We start from the raw sequence: 21,115 nt of genomic DNA, 5'->3' as shown, positions 1-21,115 counted from the left end.
ACGGTTGAGCCGCTGCCCGAGCCCGCCCACCCGCCCGCACCGCGCGGGCACCGGGTGGAGCTGCGGGACGTGCGGTTCGGGTACGACGCGGAGCGCGAGGTGCTGCGCGGGATCGACCTGGTGCTCGAGCCGGGCACGGTCACCGCGATAATCGGCCCCTCAGGCAGCGGCAAGTCCACGCTGATCCAGTTGTTGCCCCGGTTCTTTGACCCCACCGGCGGCTCGATCACCCTTGGCGGCGTCGACCTGCGGGAGCTGGGCAGCCGCTGGCTCTACCGGACGGTCTCGTTCGTCTTCCAGGACATCCGCCTGCTGCGCGCCTCGGTCGCCGACAACATCGCGCTGGCGGTCCCGCACGCCGACCGCGACCAGGTGGTCCGCGCCGCCCGGCTGGCCAACGTCCACGGCCGGATCATGGACCTGCCGCGCGGCTACGACACGGTGCTCGACGAGGAGGCCGGGCTGTCGCGCGGTGAGGCGCAGCGGATCACCATCGCCCGCGCGCTGCTCGCCGACACCCCCGTGCTGGTGCTCGACGAGGCGACCGCGTTCGCCGACCCGCAGACGGAACAGGCGGTACGGCACGCGCTGACCACCTTGCAGGGCGACCGGACGATCGTGGTCATCGCGCACCGATGGGAAACGATCGCCGACGCCGACACCGTCGTGATGCTGGACAACGGCTCGATTGTCGAGCGCGGCACGCCCGCCGAACTGCTGAACCGGAACGGCAGATTCGCCGCCTTCTGGCGGTCCCACCAAGGAGACGAGCCCCGATGATCCGCATGCTGCTGCGCGTGCTGGGACACCAGTACGCCCGCCCGGTACGCCGCACCGTCGCCCTGATGACGACCACCGCGATCCTCGAAGGCCTTTCGTACGCCCTGCTTGTCCCCGTACTTGGAGCCCTGTTCGAGCAGGACACCGCGGCCGCCCGGCCCTGGCTGATCGCGTTCGGCGTGGCGGTCGCGATCTACGCCGCGCTCCGCTACGTCAGCGACCTGTCCGGTTTCCGCGTCGGGACCACGCTGCTGCGCGGCACGTATCGCCGCCTCGGCGACCACCTGGCCCGGCTGCCCATCGGCTGGTACGGTCCGGGCCGTGTCGGAGAGGTGTCGCTCCTGGCCAGCCGGGGCGTGTTGCAGGCGATGAGCGTGATCGCGCACCTGCTGACGCCGTACATCTCCGCCGCCGTGACCCCGCTGACCATCGTCGCGGTGATGCTCGCCTTCGACTGGCGGCTGGGCCTGGCCGCGCTGCTCGCCGCGCCCGTCGTGGCGGCGATCCAGCTCTGGACGGGACATGCGACGGCGGCGGCCGACGCCGAACGCCACCACCGCGACCAGCAGGCCGCCGGGTCATCGAATACCTCCAGGCTCAGCCGGTGCTGCGGGCCGGCGGCCGTACCGTCGAACGCTTCGGCCTGCTCGACGACTCGCTGCGCGAACTCCAGCGGGCCTCCCGCCGCTCCGCACTGTCGGCGCTGCCCGGCGTCCTCGGCCTGTCCCTCACGGTGCAGGCGATCCTGACCGCGCTGCTGGTCCTGGGCACGTACCTGGCGCTCGGCGGCGGCATCGGCGCGGCCGAGGTGCTGGCGATCCTGGTGCTGGCCGCCCGCTGCGCCGATCCCCTGCTCTCGCTGGCCGACATCGGGGGCCAGCTCCGCGGCGCCCGCGCCGAACTGGCCAAGCTCGACACGCTCCTGCGCACCCCGCCGCTGCCCGAGCCCGCGGAACCGGTGCACCCGGACGGCGACGACCTGGAGTTCGACTCGATCACCTTCCGCTATGGCGACCGCACGGTGATCGACAACCTGTCGATGACGCTCCCAGAAGGCCGGCTGCTCGCCGTCGTGGGCCCGTCGGGCGCGGGCAAGAGCACGCTGCTGCAACTCCTGGCCCGCTTCCACGACGTGGACGCCGGCGCGATCCGCATCGGCGGCGCGGACGTACGCGCCATCGACACGCAGGCGCTGATGGCGCGTATCGCCATCGTCTTCCAGGACGTCTACCTCTTCGATGGCACGATCGAGGACAACATCCGCCTCGGCCGCCCCGACGCTACGGAGGCCGAGGTCCGCGCGGCCGCGACCGCCGCCCGCCTGGACGAGGTGATCGACCGCCTGCCGGACGGCTGGGCCACCGACGTCGGGGAGGGCGGCGCCCTGCTATCGGGCGGCGAACGCCAACGGGTGTCCATCGCCCGCGCCCTGCTGAAGAACGCCCCCATCGTCCTGCTGGACGAGGTGACCTCCGCCCTGGACCCCGTGAACGAGGCCGCGGTCCACGCGGGCATCGAGCAGCTGATGGCGGGCCGCACGGTCGTGATGGTGGCCCACCGCCTGCGTAATGTCCGGAACGCCGACCGCATCGTCTTCCTCGACGTCGGCCAAATCATGGAAACCGGCACCCACGACGAACTGCTCCGCCTCGGCGGCCGCTATGCGGCCTTCTGGGACATCTCCATGGCGCCGGCAGCGCCTGAATAGGGGCGATGTCCAACTCGGGCACGACGGAATCGCGGACGCCCCCGCGCATGCCGAGCAGGCGAACTTTCTTCCCAGCCCTGCAGCAAGCTGTCACCTCATCCAGCATCAACACCTGCTGGATGAGGGGGCGGCCAATGCCGCTGGCAACTCCGAGGCAGAGCACCTGCTCGGCCCCACGGCCACGGCGGCATTGACCACCATGATGGCGGCGAACAAGCAGACCATTCCGATGATCACAGCATTGAGCATCGTGATGGTGTCGCCGACCCCTCCGGATGTATCCATTCACGCCTGTGCCTGATGTTGGTGTCTGGTTCGGGGTAGGCTCGCCCGGTTCCGGATCGGCTGTTGCGATCGTGTTGATCGATATTGTTGGTCGGCGTCCGATACCGACGAGCCGTCCCGCGAGGAGCTGCTGGCTGCGTTGGAGCAGCGGGATGCGGTGATCGCTGGGCTGCCAGGCGAGATTGAGCGGCTCAAGCGGCGAGTGGGGATGGACTCGTCGAACTCTTCGATGCCGCCGGGCTCGGACGGGCCAGGGGCGCGAGCCAAGCGGGCCAAGCGTAAGAAGGCCCTCGCCGCGTCGGCGGGGTGGGCAGACCGGCCACGAGGGCCACGCGTTGGAGCGGGTGGCCAACCCGGATCACATCGAGGTGCTGGCGCCGCACGGCTGTGCCGGTTGCGGCGCAACGCTTTCGGGCCTACCGGGGCCGGATCACTTCACGGATCCACCAGCGCGGTTGACAGGTGCCAGCTCAAGGCGAGGCGGCGGCGGTTGTGTCCGGGTCGCGGTTGGACGACGGGTCGTCCGGGGGCAAGGGCGCGACCGCCCGGCAGCGCGACGCACCCGGCGATCACGCCGATCGTCACGGCCTAGACGTCCAGTCCCGGCGTGGGTCCGCGTCGCCTCCGTCGAAGTAGAGTTGCGTCTGCCGGCGGATTCTTGTGAGCTTCTTGGAGATGGGGCTGTGATTGGCATATCCCATCTCGGCGGCGATGTCGGTCAGCTTGGTATAGCCGCCGGAAAGCAAGATGACGATCTGCCGTTCCTTCTCATCGAGCAGCGCCATGAAATCCGCGAACACCATGTTACCCTGCACCTCGGTTTCCGGGCCCTGGACCGGGATGGTATCCGGGAGTTCGACGAACTTGACTGCAATCTTGTTCCGCTTGCGATAAACCTTGCCGCGCAGCGTGTCCTGTACGACCTCGGTGACCGGTGGAAGCCAGTAGTCGAGGTTATGCGCGAGCAGCCGGATCGGATCGTCAGGGCTGAACGCGGACAGACCGGAGCCGGAGATGAGGTGTGGCCAGACTGTTGCCGCCCACGCCTTGGACAGCCGCCGCCCGAAATCATCGGGCAGGTATTTGCCGACGTCTGCGACTTCCATGCCGAAGGGCCACTGGCCGCTGCGAACCAAAGGCAGGCCGAACCGTTCGCAGGTGTCGCGATCCAGTAGGTGATACAGGGGCGCGTACTCGTAGTAGCGGGCCCGGGTCCGCGGCACGAAGATGATGTTCTGGTCGCCTCTGTCGGCTATCTTGGCCAGGTCAGGTGGGAGGCCCTCCTCGTCGAAGAACCGGCGCCGGAACTGGGCGGCCTCCCAGAGCTGGTTCCACTGGTGGACTGCCAGGGCGCGCTTTAGCGACTCGCCGCCTTCGTCCCTGAGCTGTTCACGGTCTCTGAGCTGCGGCCACGGCAGCCTGATCGTGAGGTACTCCGGCTGTTCTGGGGCCACCGGGCGGATCACAGCCCGTTTCATGAACCCGGCGGACATGTTGAACAGCCGAGGGAATTCGTCCGGCGTCGCCATGCCGTCCCGCGCGAATGCCTGGCCGCGTTCCCACGCCTCGATCTCAGCGGGGGTGTACTCGCCGTCATCGGCAACGTGGCTCATAGGCAGGTCCTCAAGAGGCAGCGTGTCCGTCACACTTAAATCACGACAGCCGACCGCCGAACTGTTCCGCCCGGGGCAAGCGGTCCGCAGCGCTTCGGACCGTAATGCCATCCAGCATCTTCGGCCGGTGCCTGTCGGTCTTCCCGCTCGCCCGAGCCGGACGGCGTGATCGAGCTCGCACCGGCCGATGCTGACCGAGTCAAAGACCATGAAATGGCCAAGACAACGGGAGGAGTCCGTCGACGTCCTGGCCAACATAATCCTCAGCGAGGACCACCGGCGACGGTGCGCCGAGCGATGCCTTCCTGAGAGCCTGATGGCAAACGGTGCCCGAGATTATTGATCTAGTGTTCTGTCAATGTGGGTGACTGCGTGGCGATGCGTGGATCGTCCGGATTGGACAAGAGACGGGACTCCCGCCATAGAAGAGATTGTCTAGGTCTCTGCTCTGTAGCAAGGAATCCCGCCCCGGCAGATCATCCGCTGCGCTCGATGACGGACGCGGTGCGTTACGTGGTGCGCAACGGGATCGAGTGGCGGGCGGTGCGAGTGGACTTCCCGCCGTGGGCGGCGGTGTATGCCTTTTACGATCGCTGGAGCCAGCGGGAGTTGCCGCAGCGGCTCTCGCACCGGCTGCGTGAGCGGCTACGCCGGCACGCTGGACGCCACACGCAGCCGACCGCGGCGATCGCCGACTCGCAGTCGGTCAAATCAGCCGGGTGGGCCGGACCGCTGGAGGTGGGTGTGCCCAGCTTTAGACCCGTCAGAGTCCGGCCGTTATTGATGGATGGTTTCCTGCGGCCCAGCTTGCTGATCTTTTGAGCCGTTTGGTGGGAAAACCGTGGTTACTGGCGTGACACGGGTCGGGCCGTTCGGCTGATTCAGCCATCGTATGACCTCGAATTAGTTTGTTTATACATGAAACTAAAAGCTCTCCCCGCCATCCTGAGGAGGAGTAATCGTGAGACGGATTGTCGCGCGCCTGCTGTCAGCGGTGCTGCTTGGCGCCGTATTCCTGGTAGCACCCTCACCGGCCGTCCAGGCGATCAGCACCCAGACCTACCAGTGGCGCAATGTGCAGATCGTCGGCGGCGGGTTCATGCCGGGAATCATCTACAACGAGACGGAGCCAGGGCTGGTGTATGCCCGTGCCGATATCGGCGGCGCGTATCGCATGGACAACACCACGGGCCGCTGGGTCCCGCTGCTGGACTGGGTCGGGTGGGAGCAGTGGGGCTGGACCGGGGTTGTCTCGCTGGCCACCGATCCCGTTGACCCCAACCGGGTGTACGCGGCGGCGGGAACCTATACCAACGATTGGGACCCGAACAACGGGGCTATCCTGCGCTCGGCCAACCGCGGGGCGACGTGGGCGGTCAGCCCGCTGCCGTTCAAGCTGGGTGGCAATATGCCCGGCAGGTCTATGGGTGAGCGGCTGGCCATCGATCCGAACCGGAACGACATCCTCTATTTCGGCACTCCGAAAGATGGGTTGTGGCGGTCCACCGACTCCGGCGTGACCTGGTCGAAGCTGACCAGCTTCCCCAACCCCGGCGACTACATCCAGGATCCGGCCGAGCCGAACAACTATCTCAACCAGCCCATCGGCGTGGTGTCGGTGACCTTCGACAAGCGCACCGGCAGCGCCGGCAACGCCACCCAGACCATCTACGTGGGCGTGGCCGACAAGGACGGCACCACCATCTACCGCACCATCAATGGCGGCTCCACGTGGGAACTGGTGCCCGGCCAGCCGACAAAGCACTGCTGCCCCCAGCACGCCGTCCTGGACCACGTCAACGGCCAGTTGTATGTCACGTACAGCAACACGCCAGGCCCGTATGACGGCAGCGAGGGCGACGTCTGGCGGCTGGACACGGCCAGCGGAGCCTGGACCCGGATCAGCCCGATGCCCTCGGATGACTCCAACGGTGACAACTACTTCGGCTACGGCGGGCTCACGGTAGACCGGCAGAACCCGAACGTTGTGATGATCACCAGCTTCACATCGTGGTGGCCCGACGAGATGATCTGGCGCAGCACCGACCGCGGCACCACCTGGACCCGGATCTGGGACTGGACGCGCTATCCCAACCGCAGCTTCCGATACAAGCACGACATCTCCGCCGCGCCGTGGCTGGACTGGGGCGGCGCGCCATCGGGAGGCCGTCCGGGCGCAGAGGTCTATCCCAAACTCGGCTGGATGGTCGGCGACCTGGAGATCGACCCGTTTAATTCCAACCAGATGATGTACGTCACCGGTGCCACCGTCTACGGCAGCGATGACCTCACCAGCTGGGATGCCGGGCAGCAGATCACCATCAAGGTCAAGGCGCAGGGAATCGAGGAGACCGCGATCCAGGAGCTGGTCAGCCCACCTTCCGGGCCGCCACTTTTCAGCGGAATGTACGACGTTTACGGATTCACTCACACCAACCTCGACGCGGTGCCTAGCGCCTTCTACCGAGACCGCATCGCCACCACCACCATCGACTACGCCGAGCTGAACCCGGCTATCGTATGGCGGGCCGGCTCCCCGCCCGAAGGTGTCAGGGCGGCGACGTACTCGACCAACAGCGGATCAAGCTGGACATCGGTTGGCGCCCAGCCAACCGGCACCACCAACGGCGGCACCATCGCCGTCGGCGCCAACGCAAGCCGGGTCGTCTGGTCACCCGACGGCGCCGGCGTGCACTACACCAGCAACAGCGGCAAGGCATGGACCGCATCGTCCGGTATTCCCACCGGCGCGCAGGTGCGCTCCGACAGGGTGAACCCCAACAAGTTCTACGGGTTCGCCAACGGCACGTTCTATGTGAGCACCAACGGCGGGCAGAGCTTCACCGCCACGGCGGCCACCGGGCTGCCGGCTTCGGGCCAGTTCAAAGTGGTCCCGGGAGTGGAAGGGCATATCTGGCTTGCCGGCGGCACTACCGACGGCGTGAAAGGCATGTGGCGCTCGACCGATTCCGGCGCGAGCTTCACCAAGCTGGCCAACGTCGAGGAAGCCGACACCATCGGGTTTGGCAAGGCGGCACCCGGCCAGAGCTACATGGCCCTCTACACCAGCGCCAAGATCGGCGGGGTGCGGGGCATCTATCGCTCCGACAACCAAGGCGCCACGTGGGTGCGCGTCAACGACGACCAGAACCAGTGGGCCTGGACCGGCAAGACGATCACCGGTGACCCGCGCGTCTACGGACGGGTCTACATAGGCACCAACGGCCGCGGGATCATCTACGGCGGCCCAGCCTGACATCCACCAAATTCGCTACTCATCCCATCCCAAGCTGGCTTCGGCGGCGTATCCGCCACGGATCTTCGCCGGAGCCAGCGCGAAAGCAGAGCTACGACACTGCCGAGCGGGATCGCGGCGAACGAGATCAGCCGATACGTCACCAAGGTGCGGCCGAGCTAATGAAGCCAGGCGGCGGCCCAAGAGCATGGGGACGGCCGCCGCGCCGAGCACTGCCCCAGCTCCACGGATCATGAACAGCACACCGATAACGCCGGAGCCCAGCCCCAGCACCTGCACCGCGTACAACACGAACAGCGGGTTGGTGGTGCCTTTGACCGCGTTCCAGATTGCTACCTGACTGACCAGGGCATGCAGGATCGCTGCCGCCACAACACCGCGAGACCGGCCTTGACCGCCGCCGTCATGGGCTCACGGGGCTCAGGAGCCTCCGCCTGCCCGCCGATCCAAAGCCGTTGGTGTGGACCAAAACCGCCGATGAGATCGTGGCCAACCTCGCCCACTACCCTCATAAGAATTGGTCAACTATCTAATGCTCAGGTCATTAGGTGAAAGATAGCCTTTGCCGGTAACCGTCCTCAAGCGGGCAGTGGTAACTGCTTTCTGCGTTGTCCCATAGGACTGGCAGCACGAAGCTTGCCTCCGCGGTATTGGTCCAGCGACCCGTCAGCAACTCTCCCCACCTCGGGGCTTGCTGCGGAGTGTCGAGCTGCGACAGAGGCGATTCCACCCTCGTGTGCCCGTCGATATCGCGGACGTCGACGAGCAACGGCCCGGCCGAGCCGTCGGATGCTTGGAACACCCGACGCCGTGTATTCGCTGTCGTGGGTGCCCGGCCGCCGAGTTGGGCAATCGAGGTGCCTGCAGGGGTTCGGCGGGGACGCGCTCGAATGTAGAACATTCTACAGGTTGGTGCCGTGATGAGACTGGCGTTGAAGAGAAGCTTGTACCCGTTCAGCATGGTTGCGTCACGACCGAGGTTGCAGCCACGGAAATGCACAACGCGACTCTGCTGCCTCAGCTGAAGGAATTTGCCGACCAGTGCAATTGCCGCCAGCGGGTCAACCCCCATCTTGGAGGCCGCATCGGCGACTCGGGGGTCGAAAGCAGGCAATGTACCCTGCGCCAGCGCCTTGACCAGATCTGCCAGCGCGTGCACCATCAACCCCGTGGCGTTATGGGGTGAGCCTGTGGCGAAGCGGATAAGGAGCCCTTGAGTTGGTGAGCCGTGGTTCACAACGACGTGTTGCGGTTCGGTGGACGCTAGTATGCCATCGGCCAGCTCTCCGAGTGTGCTGAATGTACCGACGGCTCCGGTCTCGATCTGGCCAGGCCCGACAGTCTCTCGCCGACTGAATCGATAGAAGTCGGCTGCTATTTGCGCACCGTCTCCGACTAAGCCAATGTGTACGGGTGCAGCCACATTACCCTCCTGGACCAGGCATCTCATCAACCCACAGTGAGGTAATTAGTGTACCAAGTCGACATGTTGGCCATGGCAAGTGGAGAGCCGGAAAGTCACGGCGAGGCCCGGATTCCGGCGTCGGTAGATTTGGTTCACCCCAGACAGAATTAGCTATGTGGCGATGTGGGTGAAGTCGCCAATGGGGCCAAGTTCGCGTAGCCTGCGCAGGCTACCGTCTTCTCCGATGTCGACCGTCGTTGCTAACCCGCCGACACGGTTGTAGCACAGCAGCCGTCGCCCGTCTGCGATGACGGTGCAGTGCTGGAAGCTGTCGACGTTGTCTTTCAGACGCCGCAAGGCCCCGTCCGGCTCAACTTGAGCGGTGGTGCCCCTTCTCGTGTTGTTGTGGAAGAAGTATAGACGGCCGCTGCCCTCATTGTTTTGCGCCGCGGCGTGCGACCAGCCCTCGCTGCTGGGAGCTGGCAGCCCTTGCGTCCTGGTCAAAATTGTCACTTGCCCGCCGTCATCGAGTCGGTACGTGACACCCGAACCGCTGAGCCGATCGAAGAACAGAAAACGGCGATTGCCGATACCACCGCCCTCTCGTGACCAGCCCGCGGCCAGCACGTCGGTAAAGCGTGTGTCGGGCGGCAACAGAAAACGTCGGCGGAACTCGAACTGTCCAATCGCCTCCGGATTGACGAAGCCCGTCGCGGCGGCTCCGGTGCGAGCGTTGTACAGCATGAACCAGCCATTGTTGGCCGCAACGTTCGTCCAGTCACCCAGAACGGCGACCGGCAGGATAGGCAACGGATTCACAGCGCCTTGCTCATCCATCACCACCGCAGCACCACGCCCGGAGAATTGGTCGTAGAAGACAAGGTGCCGTCCGTCCGAGCCGATGTGCGTCCACCGCCCGACTGATTCGGGCAGCGGACTGACCAGTGTAGTGACCGATCCGTCGTCTTCGACTCGGGCGGTATCGCCTGTACGCGACTCACTGTTGTAGAGCAACATGATCCACCTCCTGAGACTGTATGATCATTCGAACGCCCACACCAGATTCACATTCAGCGTTCGCTCCACCACGGTGATGTCACTCATGACCGCCCGCCGGCCGCCTTCCTTGATGCCGCCCCACAGGAGGCCGACGGCGTTGCGCGTACCGGATTGGAAGACGACTGAGCCCGAGTCGCCGCCTCGGGCAAGGATGCCGTCCGGACAATCCGCCGGGTTGAAGAAGATCTCGAACTGCCGCGACATGGCGTACCGGTGGCCCGGCGGCGGGCTGGCGCCGTCCCACTCCGCGACAAGGACGATGCCGACGATCAAGCCGCCGGTGGGTCCGGTCTGCGCGCCACGCTTGCGCACGAACATCTTCACCGCCGGCATCGCGGTGCTGTCGACCGGCCCGAAGCCATCGGCGATCCCATTGGAGACCGTCCGGTTGTGCTGGATGGCCTCGTCGAGGGCGAAGATGCCCGCGTCAACCGCCCGGCCGAGCCACAATGCCCCTCCGAACGGTCCAAGACCGGTCGGTACCGGAATCGTCTGCGCCACCGGCGAGTCGAAGTCGATCACCGCACCCAGGCTGTCGGACAGGTCCGGAGCCACGCCGATCGGCATTGGCGGCGCGGTCGGCTGGAAGACCCGCGAGCCTCGGTTCCCACAAACGTGATGGCAAGTCAGACCGGCCAGCGTGTTGTCCTCGTTGCGCAGCACGATCGCGCCTAGCGTGCCGGCGTTGAGTGGGGCCTGCTCGACCTGTATGCCACCCAAGAGCTCGTCGTGGCGGATGGTGTCCGGGGTGAACAGCGGAACGACCGGGAACTCGATGACCTGCACCGGCAGATCGGCGAGCTGCGCTGGCAGCTCGGGCACGTCGGTAGCGTCGTCGACGTACACCCGCACGGTCAGCTCATCGAGAAACGTCTCATCCTCCTCTTCCCTCATGCCCAGCCCTACACCGTTGACTCCCGGCAGATTGGTCAGCTCGAAAGCTGGGCCTTCCAACGCGGCCAGCAGTTCCTCCGGGATCTCCACGATCGACCTCCCTACCCGACGGGTAGCGCGACCGCGTCGATGTACACGGTCCGCTCGGTGAGTTCCTTGGCGGCGTTTACTAGCCCGGCCCCGGTCGCGGAAAGGTCCTCCGCCTCGCGCACCACCACCCGCAACCGACCCGCACCGCCCGGCACGGGCAGGACCGGCAATGGCTGGCCGATCCTGCCGGCCACGCTCCCCCCTGGGACACGAGTCCACGCCGCCACGCCGGCCAACGCGCCGGTCAGCGAGACGATGTCGACGGGAACATCATCTGGGGCGTCACAACGTTCGAGGGTGGCGGTGACGCGGTTGGGGTGACTGGCCGAGCGGTCGAGCCCGGACAAGACGATGTGCAGCCCGTCGCCTTCCTGATGGACGTCGAGGGTACGGTCGGGAAGCAGCGGCACCATGTCGGTGTGCACGACCGTGGACAGATCCCGGCCGTCCAGGCTCTGGCGCTGGAACCGGGCAAGCGCCAAGTGGGCGAATGGGGCGTACGAGGATTGCGCCGCACCGGGGATGGCGATATCGGCGTACCAGCGGCCGTCGTGGAAGAACACCGGATAGGGCAACGCCCGAACCCGGTGGCCGGTCTCAACAAGAACCACATCGAGCGGGTCGATCGCCTCGCGGAACATCGACTCCTCGGCCAGGGCCTTAGGTGACGGCGTCGGATGGATCGGGTCTCGGTTGATCCATGACACCAGCGGCTTGACCGCCGCAGGTATGTCCTCCTCGGTGCCCGGCCAGACGAGCACGGCGAGGCATTCACCCTCCCCTGTGGTGAACCAGGGCCGGGCCAGCTCCACACGCAACCGCGCGGACGATCGCGTACGGGTCACGCCGCCACCGGAGCGAGGGGCGTCTGACCAGGCGAACGCCGGGACGGTCGCGACGATCTTCGGCGGTGCCGGGCGTACGGTGCTTTTCACCGAGACCGCCTCGAACGCGGTGGACACCGTGAACGCGTCCTGCGGATCCGACTCGGCGAACATCGCCCGGTAGCGGCTGATCGCTGTCGCGGTGTAGCGGATCATCCGATGCTTCGTGTCGCCGAACTCCTGCCGGATCTCCGGCAATTCTGCAGCGCCATAGGTGATCGCCACGGGTGGCAGGGGCGCTGAAGCGGCGGTGGGCTCAGGCTCGTCGGCCCACTCGTCCCACTGCGCGTGCACGGTCAGCTGCGCTGTGCTGGGCGTATGCAGCCCGAGGAGCTTGTCGTGCGGTTGCAGGACGGCGTAGGTCGAGCCTTCGGGGCGTTCGCTGGTCCACGATCCCTGGGGCTTCAGCAGCGGTTTGCGCACGGCATGGACCAATTCCATCCGCCGCGGTGGGGTCAGCATGGGGTGCCGGCCGGTGATCGCCGCCCGGTCGGCGTCGGGGGTGGAGATCAGCTGCTTGAACGCGAACCAGTCCAGGCGGTCCTGCAGGATCGTGGAGGACAGCTCGACCACGACGTGCTGTCCAGGCGGGACCATGACCCGCACAGTGGTCGACTGCGCATCCTCGGTGGGGGTGACATCGTCGCCCGAGGCCAGCCAACGCAACGCGAGTTGGTCTCCGAGGTCTCCGGGTACCAGCTCGATGTTCTTGGGTTCGCGCGTGGGCCACTCCCCCGCCCAGGGGCGGGCGTCGGTGGCCGTCTCGGTAAGCCCGCCCGGCTCGGCGATCAGGGCGGCAGCCATGCCCAGCGCCATCGGATCGGGCAGGACGGAATCCGGGTGCAGTCCGTCATGGACGGTGAAGACTCCGTGCTGCTCGGCGAGCTGGAAGGTGGTCAACGGAGCGACAAACGAGCGCCGGTCGTTGGGCGGATACGCCGGATCAGACGCGAACTCAGCGGAGCTGAACCCGGCGGGGGTGGGCGAAGTGCGGACGACCAGCCGCTCCAGCGCGCCTCCTGGGCCGAGAAGCTTGTTGTCCACAAGCATCTGCCCGGGGCGGGCCGGATCGGGCACGAGCAGCCCTTCCGGTGTCACCAGGTCCGGTGGCGGCACCGGCTCATAGCGGGTGTATTGCACCTCGTCGGTGGGCGAGATCGCCGCGTCCGGATCGTCGACGAGCAGCCCGCCGCCGGCCGCATCAACCACCCGTGCACGCAACTGGTATGTACTGCCGAAACGCAACTCGGGCAAGCTTTCGGGGACGACGTCAAAGTCCATCCGGAATGTGTACGGGATGAGGTCCCCGGCTGCTTCGGTGGCCGTGCCCGTGCCCGGCTGCCCGTCGAAGGCGGGCCGGCGCACGGAAAGGCTCCAGCCGCTCCACCGCGCCACGATTTCGTCAGTACGCGTACCGGCGCCGTCCTTGACCACCGCATGGGGCTTGATGTGGCCTTCCTCGGTGACGACCTCGGCGCCGACCGGTCGTCCGTCAATCGTGTAGCGGGCCAGCCGCGAGTGCAGCGAGAACCATTTGTTGCTCGCTTGTGGCCGCACATCGACGCGGTAGCCGAGCACCAGGTCCTCGGCGCTGAAAACCCGGTCGGCCAGTGATCCGGTGGCAAGGTTGTTCCGGCCGCGGGTACTGCGGTCGGCCAGCACCTGCGCCCGATTCTTGCGGGCCAGTTGCAGTCCAGCCGACCTGAGAGTGGGCAGCACTTGAGCCTGATTCGTCTGGTCGTCCTGAGGCTCGGACAGGTCGGCGTTCGCGGCGTCGCGCAGCTTGGCGATCGCGCCGTCGACGTCGACCGTGACAACCTGCCACTTGTCGTCGTCGGCTAGATCGAGCTGGCCAGAGCGGATGTCGCCGCTGGAGGCGGGTAGGAAGTGCAGACCATCGAACTCGTACTCGGTCCAAGGCGACTCGATCGGCAAAGGTGCGGTGGGCCAGCCAACACGGATACGGGCGGCCGGGTCGCCGTCGCTGCGCGGCAGGTCGGCCGGGTTCAGCTCCAGTTCAAGGATGAGGCCCAGCATCGTGAGTACATGCGGATGCTCGCGCAGCAGCGAGACAGCGCGATGGAAGTCGACCTTCGCGAAGGTCGGCGCTGCCGCCGCGGCCTGCGGTCGATCAGCGACGCCGCGGAAGGCGGCGAGTTGGTCGCGGACGGTGGCCGAATCGGCAGCGCCGTCCACCACCGTGGTGTACATGGCTTTGATGCCGGCCGCATCCTGAAGGGTGGGACTGACCTGCGGTGTCGGCGGTGCGGCGGGCGGCTGCCAGGGATTGACCCCGATGCCGTTTCCGAAGAACCCGCGCCAAATCTCCGAGTCGGCCTTGCGGCGCACGGTGGACGGTATTTCGCGGATGGCGCCGCCGGAGGGCTCGACCTCCACCACGACTGCGGCCTGGTTGACGGCTGCTGGCCAGTCCTCCAGCGCGCTGGCGGGAAGCTGATCCTGCAGCCGGGGGACGGTCAGCACCCGCACGACGGCGACGTCGATAGCGCCGGCGCCCGTCCCGACGCGTCCACCGGGCACAGCGATCCAGCCGAGCAGACTCGTGCCCACTACACAGATCCCTTCGCGAAGGCGGCCCGGTAACGCCGCCACTGGTCCAGCACGGGTAGGTCGCGTGCGTCGAACATCACCGGGCTGGGCGGCGCGGGGCGGGCGCCACCCCCGCCGACCAGCTCCCATTCGCCGGTGTCCAGCTCGACGGAGTCGCTGAACAGGGTGAGGTCGATCTCCAGAACCAGGGTGGCCCGGCCGGTCAGTTTCCTGGTCTCGGTCGAGTAGGTGAGCGCGACCTTCACTTCGATCGAGACAGTCACCAGCCCCAGGACGCTGACGCTGCCACCGAAGCGCAGGTAGGCACTCCAGGCGAAGTTGTCGCCCTCTTTGACCAGCATGATGCCGCCCATGCCATGGACCTCACCCCTGGCGACCACGAAGTTCATCGCCAGCGACGCGCCGAATTCCAGGGCGGCCTCGATGCGGCGCAGGCCGGTGCGGTCGATGAGTAGGTCGACGTATCCGCCGCCACCGAAAACCAGGACGCTGACGTTGAACGGTCGCTCCCGGCTGGCGAAGGCGAGCGAGATGCTCACCGGGCGCCCGTCGAACGGCACGTCGACACCGGCGTGGAAGACCAGATTGGTCAGCCGGAAGGCGCCTGCGGTGACATCCGGGACCGGCAGTGTGTAGGAGGCGGACACGCCGGTGGTCGAGGCGTCGATGTGCGGCCCGGCGTCACCGAGGTCGACGGCCTTCTGAAGGTCCTTCAACAGTTCAAGCACGCCGGAGAGCTCGATGCCGCGCAGGTCGACGTCGAGGGTGGGCGACGTGCTGCCGGTCTGGCTGAAGACGATCTTTCCGAAGGAGACCTGGAGCAGCTTGCTGTTGCGGTCGGGCAGGGCAAGTGCGACGTCCAACACGGTGCAGGTGACCTGCTGCTGAGCGGCGCCCAGCTCCACCACGATGTCCATAGTGGACTGATCGGTCGTCATGAATGGGCCGCTGTCGGTGAACAGCTTGACCTTGGACCACGTCATGGTGACCTTAGGCGGCAATCCCGGCTGGGCGACGGTGAGAATCTGCGGCGGTGTCTTCAAATCGGCGGCTTTGATCAGATCGGCCAGCGAGAAGCCCAGCAGGGTCGCGCCGTCGCTGAGGATCTTCCTCGGATCCAGCCCACCGGCGGCGTCGGGCAGCAGCCCTGCGACGCTGACCGGACCGTGCTTGCGGGAGATGCCATCGGCGACGATGTCCGGCGCCGCGATTCCGCCGCTGCGGGCCGTATTCTTGGCGAACTCGGTGGCCAGCTTCGGAAAGGTGTCGGGGACCTGGAACGGTACCTCCAAATCGGGCAGCGACTGCAGCAGGCCCTTGGTCAACGCGAGGGTCAACGGTGGCCGGTCCGCGCCGAGCAGCGTTCGCACGGCAGGCAGGTCGGCTTCGAAGCCCCAGCGCTGTTTGGCGGGGACGTCACCCTCACCGGGTTGGGGCACCGCGCCCAGCCGAGGCCAGAAAAGCCCGTCGCGTCCGACGCCGACCAAGTGCAGCCGGCGCACCGCGCACACATCGGCCGGGTGTGGCTCAGCGGCGCGCACGAGGTCGATCTGAACACCGCCGACATCCACGACGTCACCGCCGACGTCCTGATGCGCCTTGGCCACCCGCTCGGCGATGTCGCTGTCGTGCAGCGACCGGAATGGCGTGGTAATCAGCCCGCCCGCCCAGTCAATGTCCGCGACAAACACGAGCGGCAGTTCGATGTGTACATCGCCGAGGCGGCCCGCCAGGCGCACCGGGAACATGACCGGCTTGTTGTCCTTATGGGGCACGAAAAAGACGTCCAGCGCGACGATACCGCCAAAGGCCAGGGCATCCAGGGCGTCGTCCAGGCGGCGGATCGACTCAAGCAGGTTCACGTAGGTCAGAGCGACATCACGGCGGGTCTCGACGAGGTTGAGCATTTCGTCCGCGTCGTCGGTGAACCCGGCGGCAACGTCCTCGGTGGGCGGTGCACCTACGGCCGGGCCCATCTCGCCGTAGAGCCTCGCGTAGAAGCCCTTGGCTCGTTGACGCAGCTCGTCCTGCCTGGCTCGCAGCTCGGTGGCCTCCGGCGTCGGCATCTCCTTCTTGCCATTGCCGAAGTCGGGATTGTCGAGCCCTTCCACCATCGTGCGCTCGATCTCGGCCTCGGCGAACGGGAAGGCGGCCCGCAGCGCGGCGTCGTCGTCAGGCTCCTGGCGGACGCGCTGGGTGATCCGCAGCGTCCTGGTCGTCCGCAGTCGGGCGATAGCGCCCTCGCTAGTCGACTCGAAGATCCGCTCAGTGATCTCGACCAACTCGGCTCGATGACCGAACGGATAGAGCACGCCCTCTGTCGTCACGCGGACCCGCCGGTCCCGGCCGAGCGCGGCGACGTGCTCCCAGGTGAACCCCGGCCAAGAGCCGTAGGCGGTCAGCGTGCCGCCCAGGGCGCTCAGCGCGAGGCGGTCGATCCGCGCGGTGGGCTCCTCGAGCAGGATGCGGGCGCGAGCGCCTCCCCGCAGGGGCGGGGTGAAGAACGGGTCATTGGAGTCGGCCGCCAAGGCGTGCAGGACGAGGCCGGCCGGTGAGCCCGCGGTGGACGCCTCAGTCGCGATACGCGTCTGCCACAGCCCCACCGTCTTGGTCGGAGAGACCGCCTCGTCGGCCGGGTGCACGCAGCGGACCTCGGAGCCGTCCGCGCCGTGCGGGCTGAGCACCAAACCGTACGGGATCTCGATCGCGGTGGCGCCTTCCAGCATGCCGGCGCCGGGGCGAACGCGCCCTCGGCGCAACGCCTCGAGGACGCCGTTGACGGTCAACGTCACCAGGTCGCCGGAGGGCACCCGCACCACGACGCGGCTGGCCCCGGACAGCGCGGCGCTCCACACCTTGAATCCATCCTCCCCGGGCGGACGAATGTCGGTGTCGCGGCTGGTCTCCTCGGCGACGTGCTGGGGCGGGAACATGACCGACAGGCTCGCCTCGGCGCCGGCCGCAAGCTCGCCAGGCATCCCCGGCTGGGGCGGACGCACGTCCAGGCCGGTGAAGCGCAACCCCAGCAGCACCAGGTCACGCGGGCGGACCAGCAGCAGATCGGGATCGGCAGGCAATGGTGTGATGGTGGCCGGCGGCGGCTCGGGCGGGGCCAGCGACAGAAATGTGGACTCCGTTTCTCCGTGGAACGGTTCGCCCATGCTGTGCTCTGGAACGTTCACGGTCAGGTCGAGACTGAAGCTGCCGTCGAGGCTGCGGGTGAGGACCTCGTATTTCTCGTCCGAGAGGCCCCAGGCAGCAAAGCGCCCGGTGGCGCCGGAGCGATTGGGTCCAGCCCAGCGGTCGGGCGCCTGGAAGGTCCAGTCCACGATTTCGCCGTTGCCCGTCCTGGCGAACAACGTCAGCCGTTCGGGGCCATAACTGATCAGATGCAGGTCAGGCTTGACGGCCGTCATGCCCAGACGTTGCTCCGCATCGAACCAGCGAATACCGTTCCAGCCCCAGTGCAGCGGCACGCCGTCGGAGCGCACCACGAAGACGTCGAGTCGTTTGGGCCCGCTGGAAACCACCGTCGGTGTTCCGACGAGGTTTTGGCCTCCGCGGTCTTCTCGCTTCCACGTGCCGTTGACCCGTGACCAGTGCAGCAGCTTGCCGCTGTTGTCGACGGCGAAGACGTCCAGGATGCCGGGCGCACGCTGGATCGCGGCGGGAGAGGAGGAGATCTGGGATTTGCCCACCGTCCGGGGGCCGGACCAGCCGTCCGCCTCCAGAGTCCAATGACGCAGGTACCCCTCGACCCCGGTAGCGAAGATCTCAAGCTTGTCGGTGTGCACGGGTTGCGGTTCGTTGAGGCTCAGGCCGGGTAGCCTCTCGACGGTGGGCGGGCCGAGCCATCCGATCGCACTGGACCCGGTCCAGCTCCAGTCGACGATTTCGCCTTTGGACAGCCCGATCAAATGCAGCCGCGTGGCGCCACCCACGTTCGAGAAGGCCACCTTCGGGTCGGTGTCGAAGCTGCCGCCGAGGCGCTCAGGGCCGAACATGGTCTCCTCAAAAGACCAATAATGCTCGATCTGGCCGCTGTCGGTGCGAACGAAGACGCCGACCCGGCCGCTGTCGAAGACTTCGACAGCGAGCGAGTGCCTTAACCCCGTCGGATCGAACTCCATTACCCGCCGCTCCCCCTCTTGCGACTCTTGACGCGAGACCCGGTCGTGCGGACGGAGGGCAACGACGGACCTGTCTTCAGCGTAGTGCCTTGAAAGCATCCGGAGCTGCGGAAACGCCAGACATCGGTCCGCTGATCCGTGCGCGCCAGGCTGCTGCTTTGCGGCTCATATCGGTCAGCTTCCCCGGTGCCACTGCTGGCAGAAAGGCCGTGAAGGCCTGCCTTTTCGCCTTGTCGAATCTGCGAGGCGAACCGCGTCGATGACGCGCTCCATCCACGATCTGTCGGGTGCACGCCCGGCCAGGCGCAACGGCAGCACCACATTCTCGGCCGCGGTCAGCGTAGGCACCAAGTTGAACGACTGGAACACGAAACCCACCCGGTCACGCCGCAGCCGGGTCAGCTGCCGATCGTCGAGCGAGCAGAGGTTGACATCTTCGATGTACAAGGTGCCGCTATCGACGGTGTCGAGTCAGGCAAGGCAATGCAGAAGCGTCGACTTGCCAGAACCCGAAGGGCCCAGCACGGCGGTGAATCGGCCGGCGCCGATCGCCACCGACACGTCGTCGAGGGCCGTCACCTTCGCATACCGTTTGCTGACGGCGACCGCACGCACGGCGACCACAGGTTCTTTCATGCCTCGATCGTCGGCGCGGCCCGCCGGTGGGCACATCCGTAGCCAGCCCGCGAAAATCCCGTACCTGTACCCGAACGGCGGGGGCGCCGGTATGAGCCGACGGGATAATCGATTTGGGCTGCGCTGCGCGCCACAGTTTCAGCGATCTGAACCATGTCCCGGTCGACGTTGCGATGCTCGAATCGTAGATACTGCTTGTAGGCCAACTGCGCGATGTCGCTGGGCAGGTAGTCGGGACGCAGCCGGTGCGTGGCTCAGCAAGATCGGGATGACTCGGGCCGGCACGGCAAGTGCAAGAGCGATCTCGGTGTGGACCCAGTCGGGTTCATCGGTGCCAGCCAGCTTGAGCCGTTTTACCCATTCGGGACTGATGAGCACCAGGACCGTATGGCAGCTCTTAAGCGCCACCCCTATCTGCTCCGCATAGTTCTCGCCGGGCTGTATCGATCGGCGAGGAGGCAGGCATCAAGTGGCCAGTTTCTGGCCTCTTGGAGGGGGACGTTACAGATGATCACTGGAAGATTTAATCGGTCCGGCGACATGGCGTCTCGTATGAGGTCCCCAACAGAACAGCATCGTATAAAGATCGCGTCGCAAAGCGACGCCCGCGATCGAGTGCCCGCTCAGAGTTCCTAATCGGATGGTCCGCCAGTTGCGACTGGGACGTCGACGGACAGATCTGAGTTGGCCTAAAATCCGGCCGTGGGGCCTAATGCTGTATCGACGGTAGACAGGGACAAGCCCGGATCCGGTGGCGTTGACGCCGTTCTGGGCGGGTTCTCTGATGAATTACGGCCGATAGCGGAGGAGGTCCATCGCATCTGGTGGTGGGCTCAAATGTCGGGACGGATTCAGTTCACCTCGAACCATCTCTGGCGTGTTGTGAACTGGGCGACCAGTGGTGCGGCGAGCGTGTTGGCTGCGGCCACTGGGGCTTCGGCGCTGGCCGATTTGGTTGGCAAGGTATGGATTGGGGTTGGCTCTCTGTTGGCTGGCGTACTTGCAGCTGCAGCATCGGTGGCGGCTGCCAAGGAACGGGCGGTGGCTGCGGCAGGTAGCGCCAATGCCTACATCGAGTTACGTGACGTTGCACGTCAGCTACTTCAAGTCGATCTCGAACATTTGGATCGGGCAGCAGCTCGGAAAGCGCTCTCAGAGCTGACCGCGCGATACCATGCGGTGAACCAAACCGCCGAACCGCACCTGTCGATAGCCCGGTGGCAGGTTCATCGCAAGGTGAGGCGCGCCCAGTTGGCCGGCCCGCGCGGGTTTGAGCTCAACGCGTCGTGGCCCCAACGGCCGTCATAACGACAGCGGGGCACCTGCATCGCTTCCGGGTTCCCGGAACATGGCGGTCGCCCGAACCAACGTTGCCAAGCTCACGCCCGCCCGGAGCATTCCCCTCTCGAGCGGTCCAATCAAGGCGGTCGGTTGCGCTTGCCCCGACGGCCGGCGAGCCTGATTTCGCTCCATTGTGGCGCCAGTTTGTACGGTGACCAGGGTCCGGTACTCGTCGGAGGGATGCCCGACGAACCAAGAACCGATGTCATGGTCCCTGTGACGGCCAGCGTACGGACCGATCATGCGATGCGCGGCGGGCCAGCCGCCCCGACTGCCAGCTTCGTGGACCGCGTACCGCTATCTCGGGTGGTGGGGTGTCGTGGCCGCGCGCAGGTCAAGGGGCTTTGCGTCCGCGTGCCGCAGGCGGACATCAGACGACTTCGCCAGCTGCAGTCCCTGCACGCCGGCTCGCAAGGACGTGGCGATCACGGCGTTGCTGCCTGTGGGTCCCCGGTGGGCGGTG

The 21,115-nt window shown here is 66.5% G+C and carries 17 protein-coding genes; 7 read left to right on the top strand and 10 right to left on the bottom strand.

The features are described from left to right. From DM816_RS03545 to DM816_RS45630, 4 genes are all read left to right on the top strand, one after another. Nucleotides 1-780: ABC transporter ATP-binding protein (locus tag DM816_RS03545; protein ID WP_162907065.1), on the top strand; the 780-nt coding region annotated here is incomplete at its 5' end. Then, nucleotides 777-1,529, top strand: a complete 753-nt coding sequence (locus DM816_RS44150) for an ABC transporter transmembrane domain-containing protein (RefSeq protein WP_246001494.1) — start codon at nt 777-779, stop codon at nt 1,527-1,529. The genes DM816_RS03545 and DM816_RS44150, both read left to right, overlap by 4 nt. Nucleotides 1,530-1,819: 290 nt before the next feature. Further along, nucleotides 1,820-2,488, top strand: coding sequence for an ABC transporter ATP-binding protein (locus DM816_RS44145; protein WP_246001504.1), 669 nt, complete (start codon nt 1,820-1,822; stop codon nt 2,486-2,488). Between the two features lie 442 nt (nt 2,489-2,930). Further along, nucleotides 2,931-3,365 carry a DUF6444 domain-containing protein gene (locus DM816_RS45630; RefSeq protein WP_425455214.1) on the top strand — a complete coding sequence of 145 codons (435 nt, stop codon included), beginning with the start codon at nt 2,931-2,933 and terminating at the stop codon, nt 3,363-3,365. Here the strand turns inward: DM816_RS45630 and DM816_RS03530 are convergent. Further along, nucleotides 3,355-4,419 carry a sigma-70 family RNA polymerase sigma factor gene (locus DM816_RS03530; protein ID WP_246001493.1) on the bottom strand — a complete coding sequence of 355 codons (1,065 nt, stop codon included), beginning with the start codon at nt 4,417-4,419 and terminating at the stop codon, nt 3,355-3,357. The genes DM816_RS45630 and DM816_RS03530 overlap by 11 nt on opposite strands. A gap of 345 nt (nt 4,420-4,764) precedes the next feature. Between DM816_RS03530 and DM816_RS03525 the strand changes: the two genes are divergently transcribed. Continuing rightward, nucleotides 4,765-5,208 carry a transposase gene (locus DM816_RS03525; RefSeq protein ID WP_281274287.1) on the top strand — a complete coding sequence of 148 codons (444 nt, stop codon included), beginning with the start codon at nt 4,765-4,767 and terminating at the stop codon, nt 5,206-5,208. 139 nt (nt 5,209-5,347) lie between these two features. Beyond that, nucleotides 5,348-7,642 (top strand): WD40/YVTN/BNR-like repeat-containing protein, encoded by a 2,295-nt coding sequence (locus tag DM816_RS03520; protein ID WP_117208593.1) that lies wholly within the window; start codon nt 5,348-5,350, stop codon nt 7,640-7,642. A gap of 15 nt (nt 7,643-7,657) precedes the next feature. Here DM816_RS03520 and DM816_RS03515 read toward each other — a convergent pair whose 3' ends face one another. The 9 genes from DM816_RS03515 to DM816_RS45615 form a co-directional block, all read right to left on the bottom strand. Beyond that, nucleotides 7,658-8,014 (bottom strand): hypothetical protein, encoded by a 357-nt coding sequence (locus tag DM816_RS03515; protein WP_117208592.1) that lies wholly within the window; start codon nt 8,012-8,014, stop codon nt 7,658-7,660. A 172-nt stretch (nt 8,015-8,186) separates the two neighbouring features. Next, nucleotides 8,187-8,804, bottom strand: a complete 618-nt coding sequence (locus DM816_RS42125; protein WP_162907063.1) for a hypothetical protein — start codon at nt 8,802-8,804, stop codon at nt 8,187-8,189. 414 nt (nt 8,805-9,218) lie between these two features. Further along, a complete protein-coding gene (locus tag DM816_RS03505) occupies nt 9,219-10,064 on the bottom strand; it encodes a hypothetical protein (RefSeq protein ID WP_117208590.1) in 846 nt (281 codons plus the stop codon). A gap of 24 nt (nt 10,065-10,088) precedes the next feature. Further along, entirely contained in the window at nt 10,089-11,090 is a 1,002-nt protein-coding gene (locus tag DM816_RS03500) for a chymotrypsin family serine protease (protein ID WP_117208589.1), read from the bottom strand. Nucleotides 11,091-11,101: 11 nt separating this feature from the next. Beyond that, on the bottom strand, nt 11,102-14,545 hold the full coding sequence (locus DM816_RS03495; RefSeq protein ID WP_117208588.1) for a hypothetical protein: 3,444 nt from the start codon (nt 14,543-14,545) through the stop codon (nt 11,102-11,104). Then, nucleotides 14,545-18,675, bottom strand: coding sequence for a DUF8189 domain-containing protein (locus tag DM816_RS03490; RefSeq protein ID WP_117208587.1), 4,131 nt, complete (start codon nt 18,673-18,675; stop codon nt 14,545-14,547). Before DM816_RS03490 ends, DM816_RS03495 begins: the two co-directional genes overlap by 1 nt. Nucleotides 18,676-18,849: 174 nt before the next feature. Then, a complete protein-coding gene (locus DM816_RS45625) occupies nt 18,850-19,122 on the bottom strand; it encodes a hypothetical protein (protein ID WP_425455212.1) in 273 nt (90 codons plus the stop codon). A 24-nt stretch (nt 19,123-19,146) separates the two neighbouring features. Continuing rightward, nucleotides 19,147-19,311 carry an ATP-binding cassette domain-containing protein gene (locus tag DM816_RS45620; RefSeq protein WP_425455211.1) on the bottom strand — a complete coding sequence of 55 codons (165 nt, stop codon included), beginning with the start codon at nt 19,309-19,311 and terminating at the stop codon, nt 19,147-19,149. Nucleotides 19,312-19,449: 138 nt separating this feature from the next. Continuing rightward, nucleotides 19,450-19,755 carry a toll/interleukin-1 receptor domain-containing protein gene (locus DM816_RS45615; protein ID WP_425455213.1) on the bottom strand — a complete coding sequence of 102 codons (306 nt, stop codon included), beginning with the start codon at nt 19,753-19,755 and terminating at the stop codon, nt 19,450-19,452. 393 nt (nt 19,756-20,148) lie between these two features. Between DM816_RS45615 and DM816_RS42120 the strand changes: the two genes are divergently transcribed. Further along, nucleotides 20,149-20,619, top strand: a complete 471-nt coding sequence (locus tag DM816_RS42120) for a hypothetical protein (protein ID WP_162907062.1) — start codon at nt 20,149-20,151, stop codon at nt 20,617-20,619. Nucleotides 20,620-21,115 lie beyond the last annotated feature (496 nt).

The sequence above is a fragment of the Allorhizocola rhizosphaerae genome (genome assembly GCF_003426775.1).
GTDB classification, from domain to species: domain Bacteria; phylum Actinomycetota; class Actinomycetes; order Mycobacteriales; family Micromonosporaceae; genus Allorhizocola; species Allorhizocola rhizosphaerae.
Note: the sequence above shows the minus strand (reverse complement) of the source record. Positions and strands in the feature narration are given on the sequence as shown.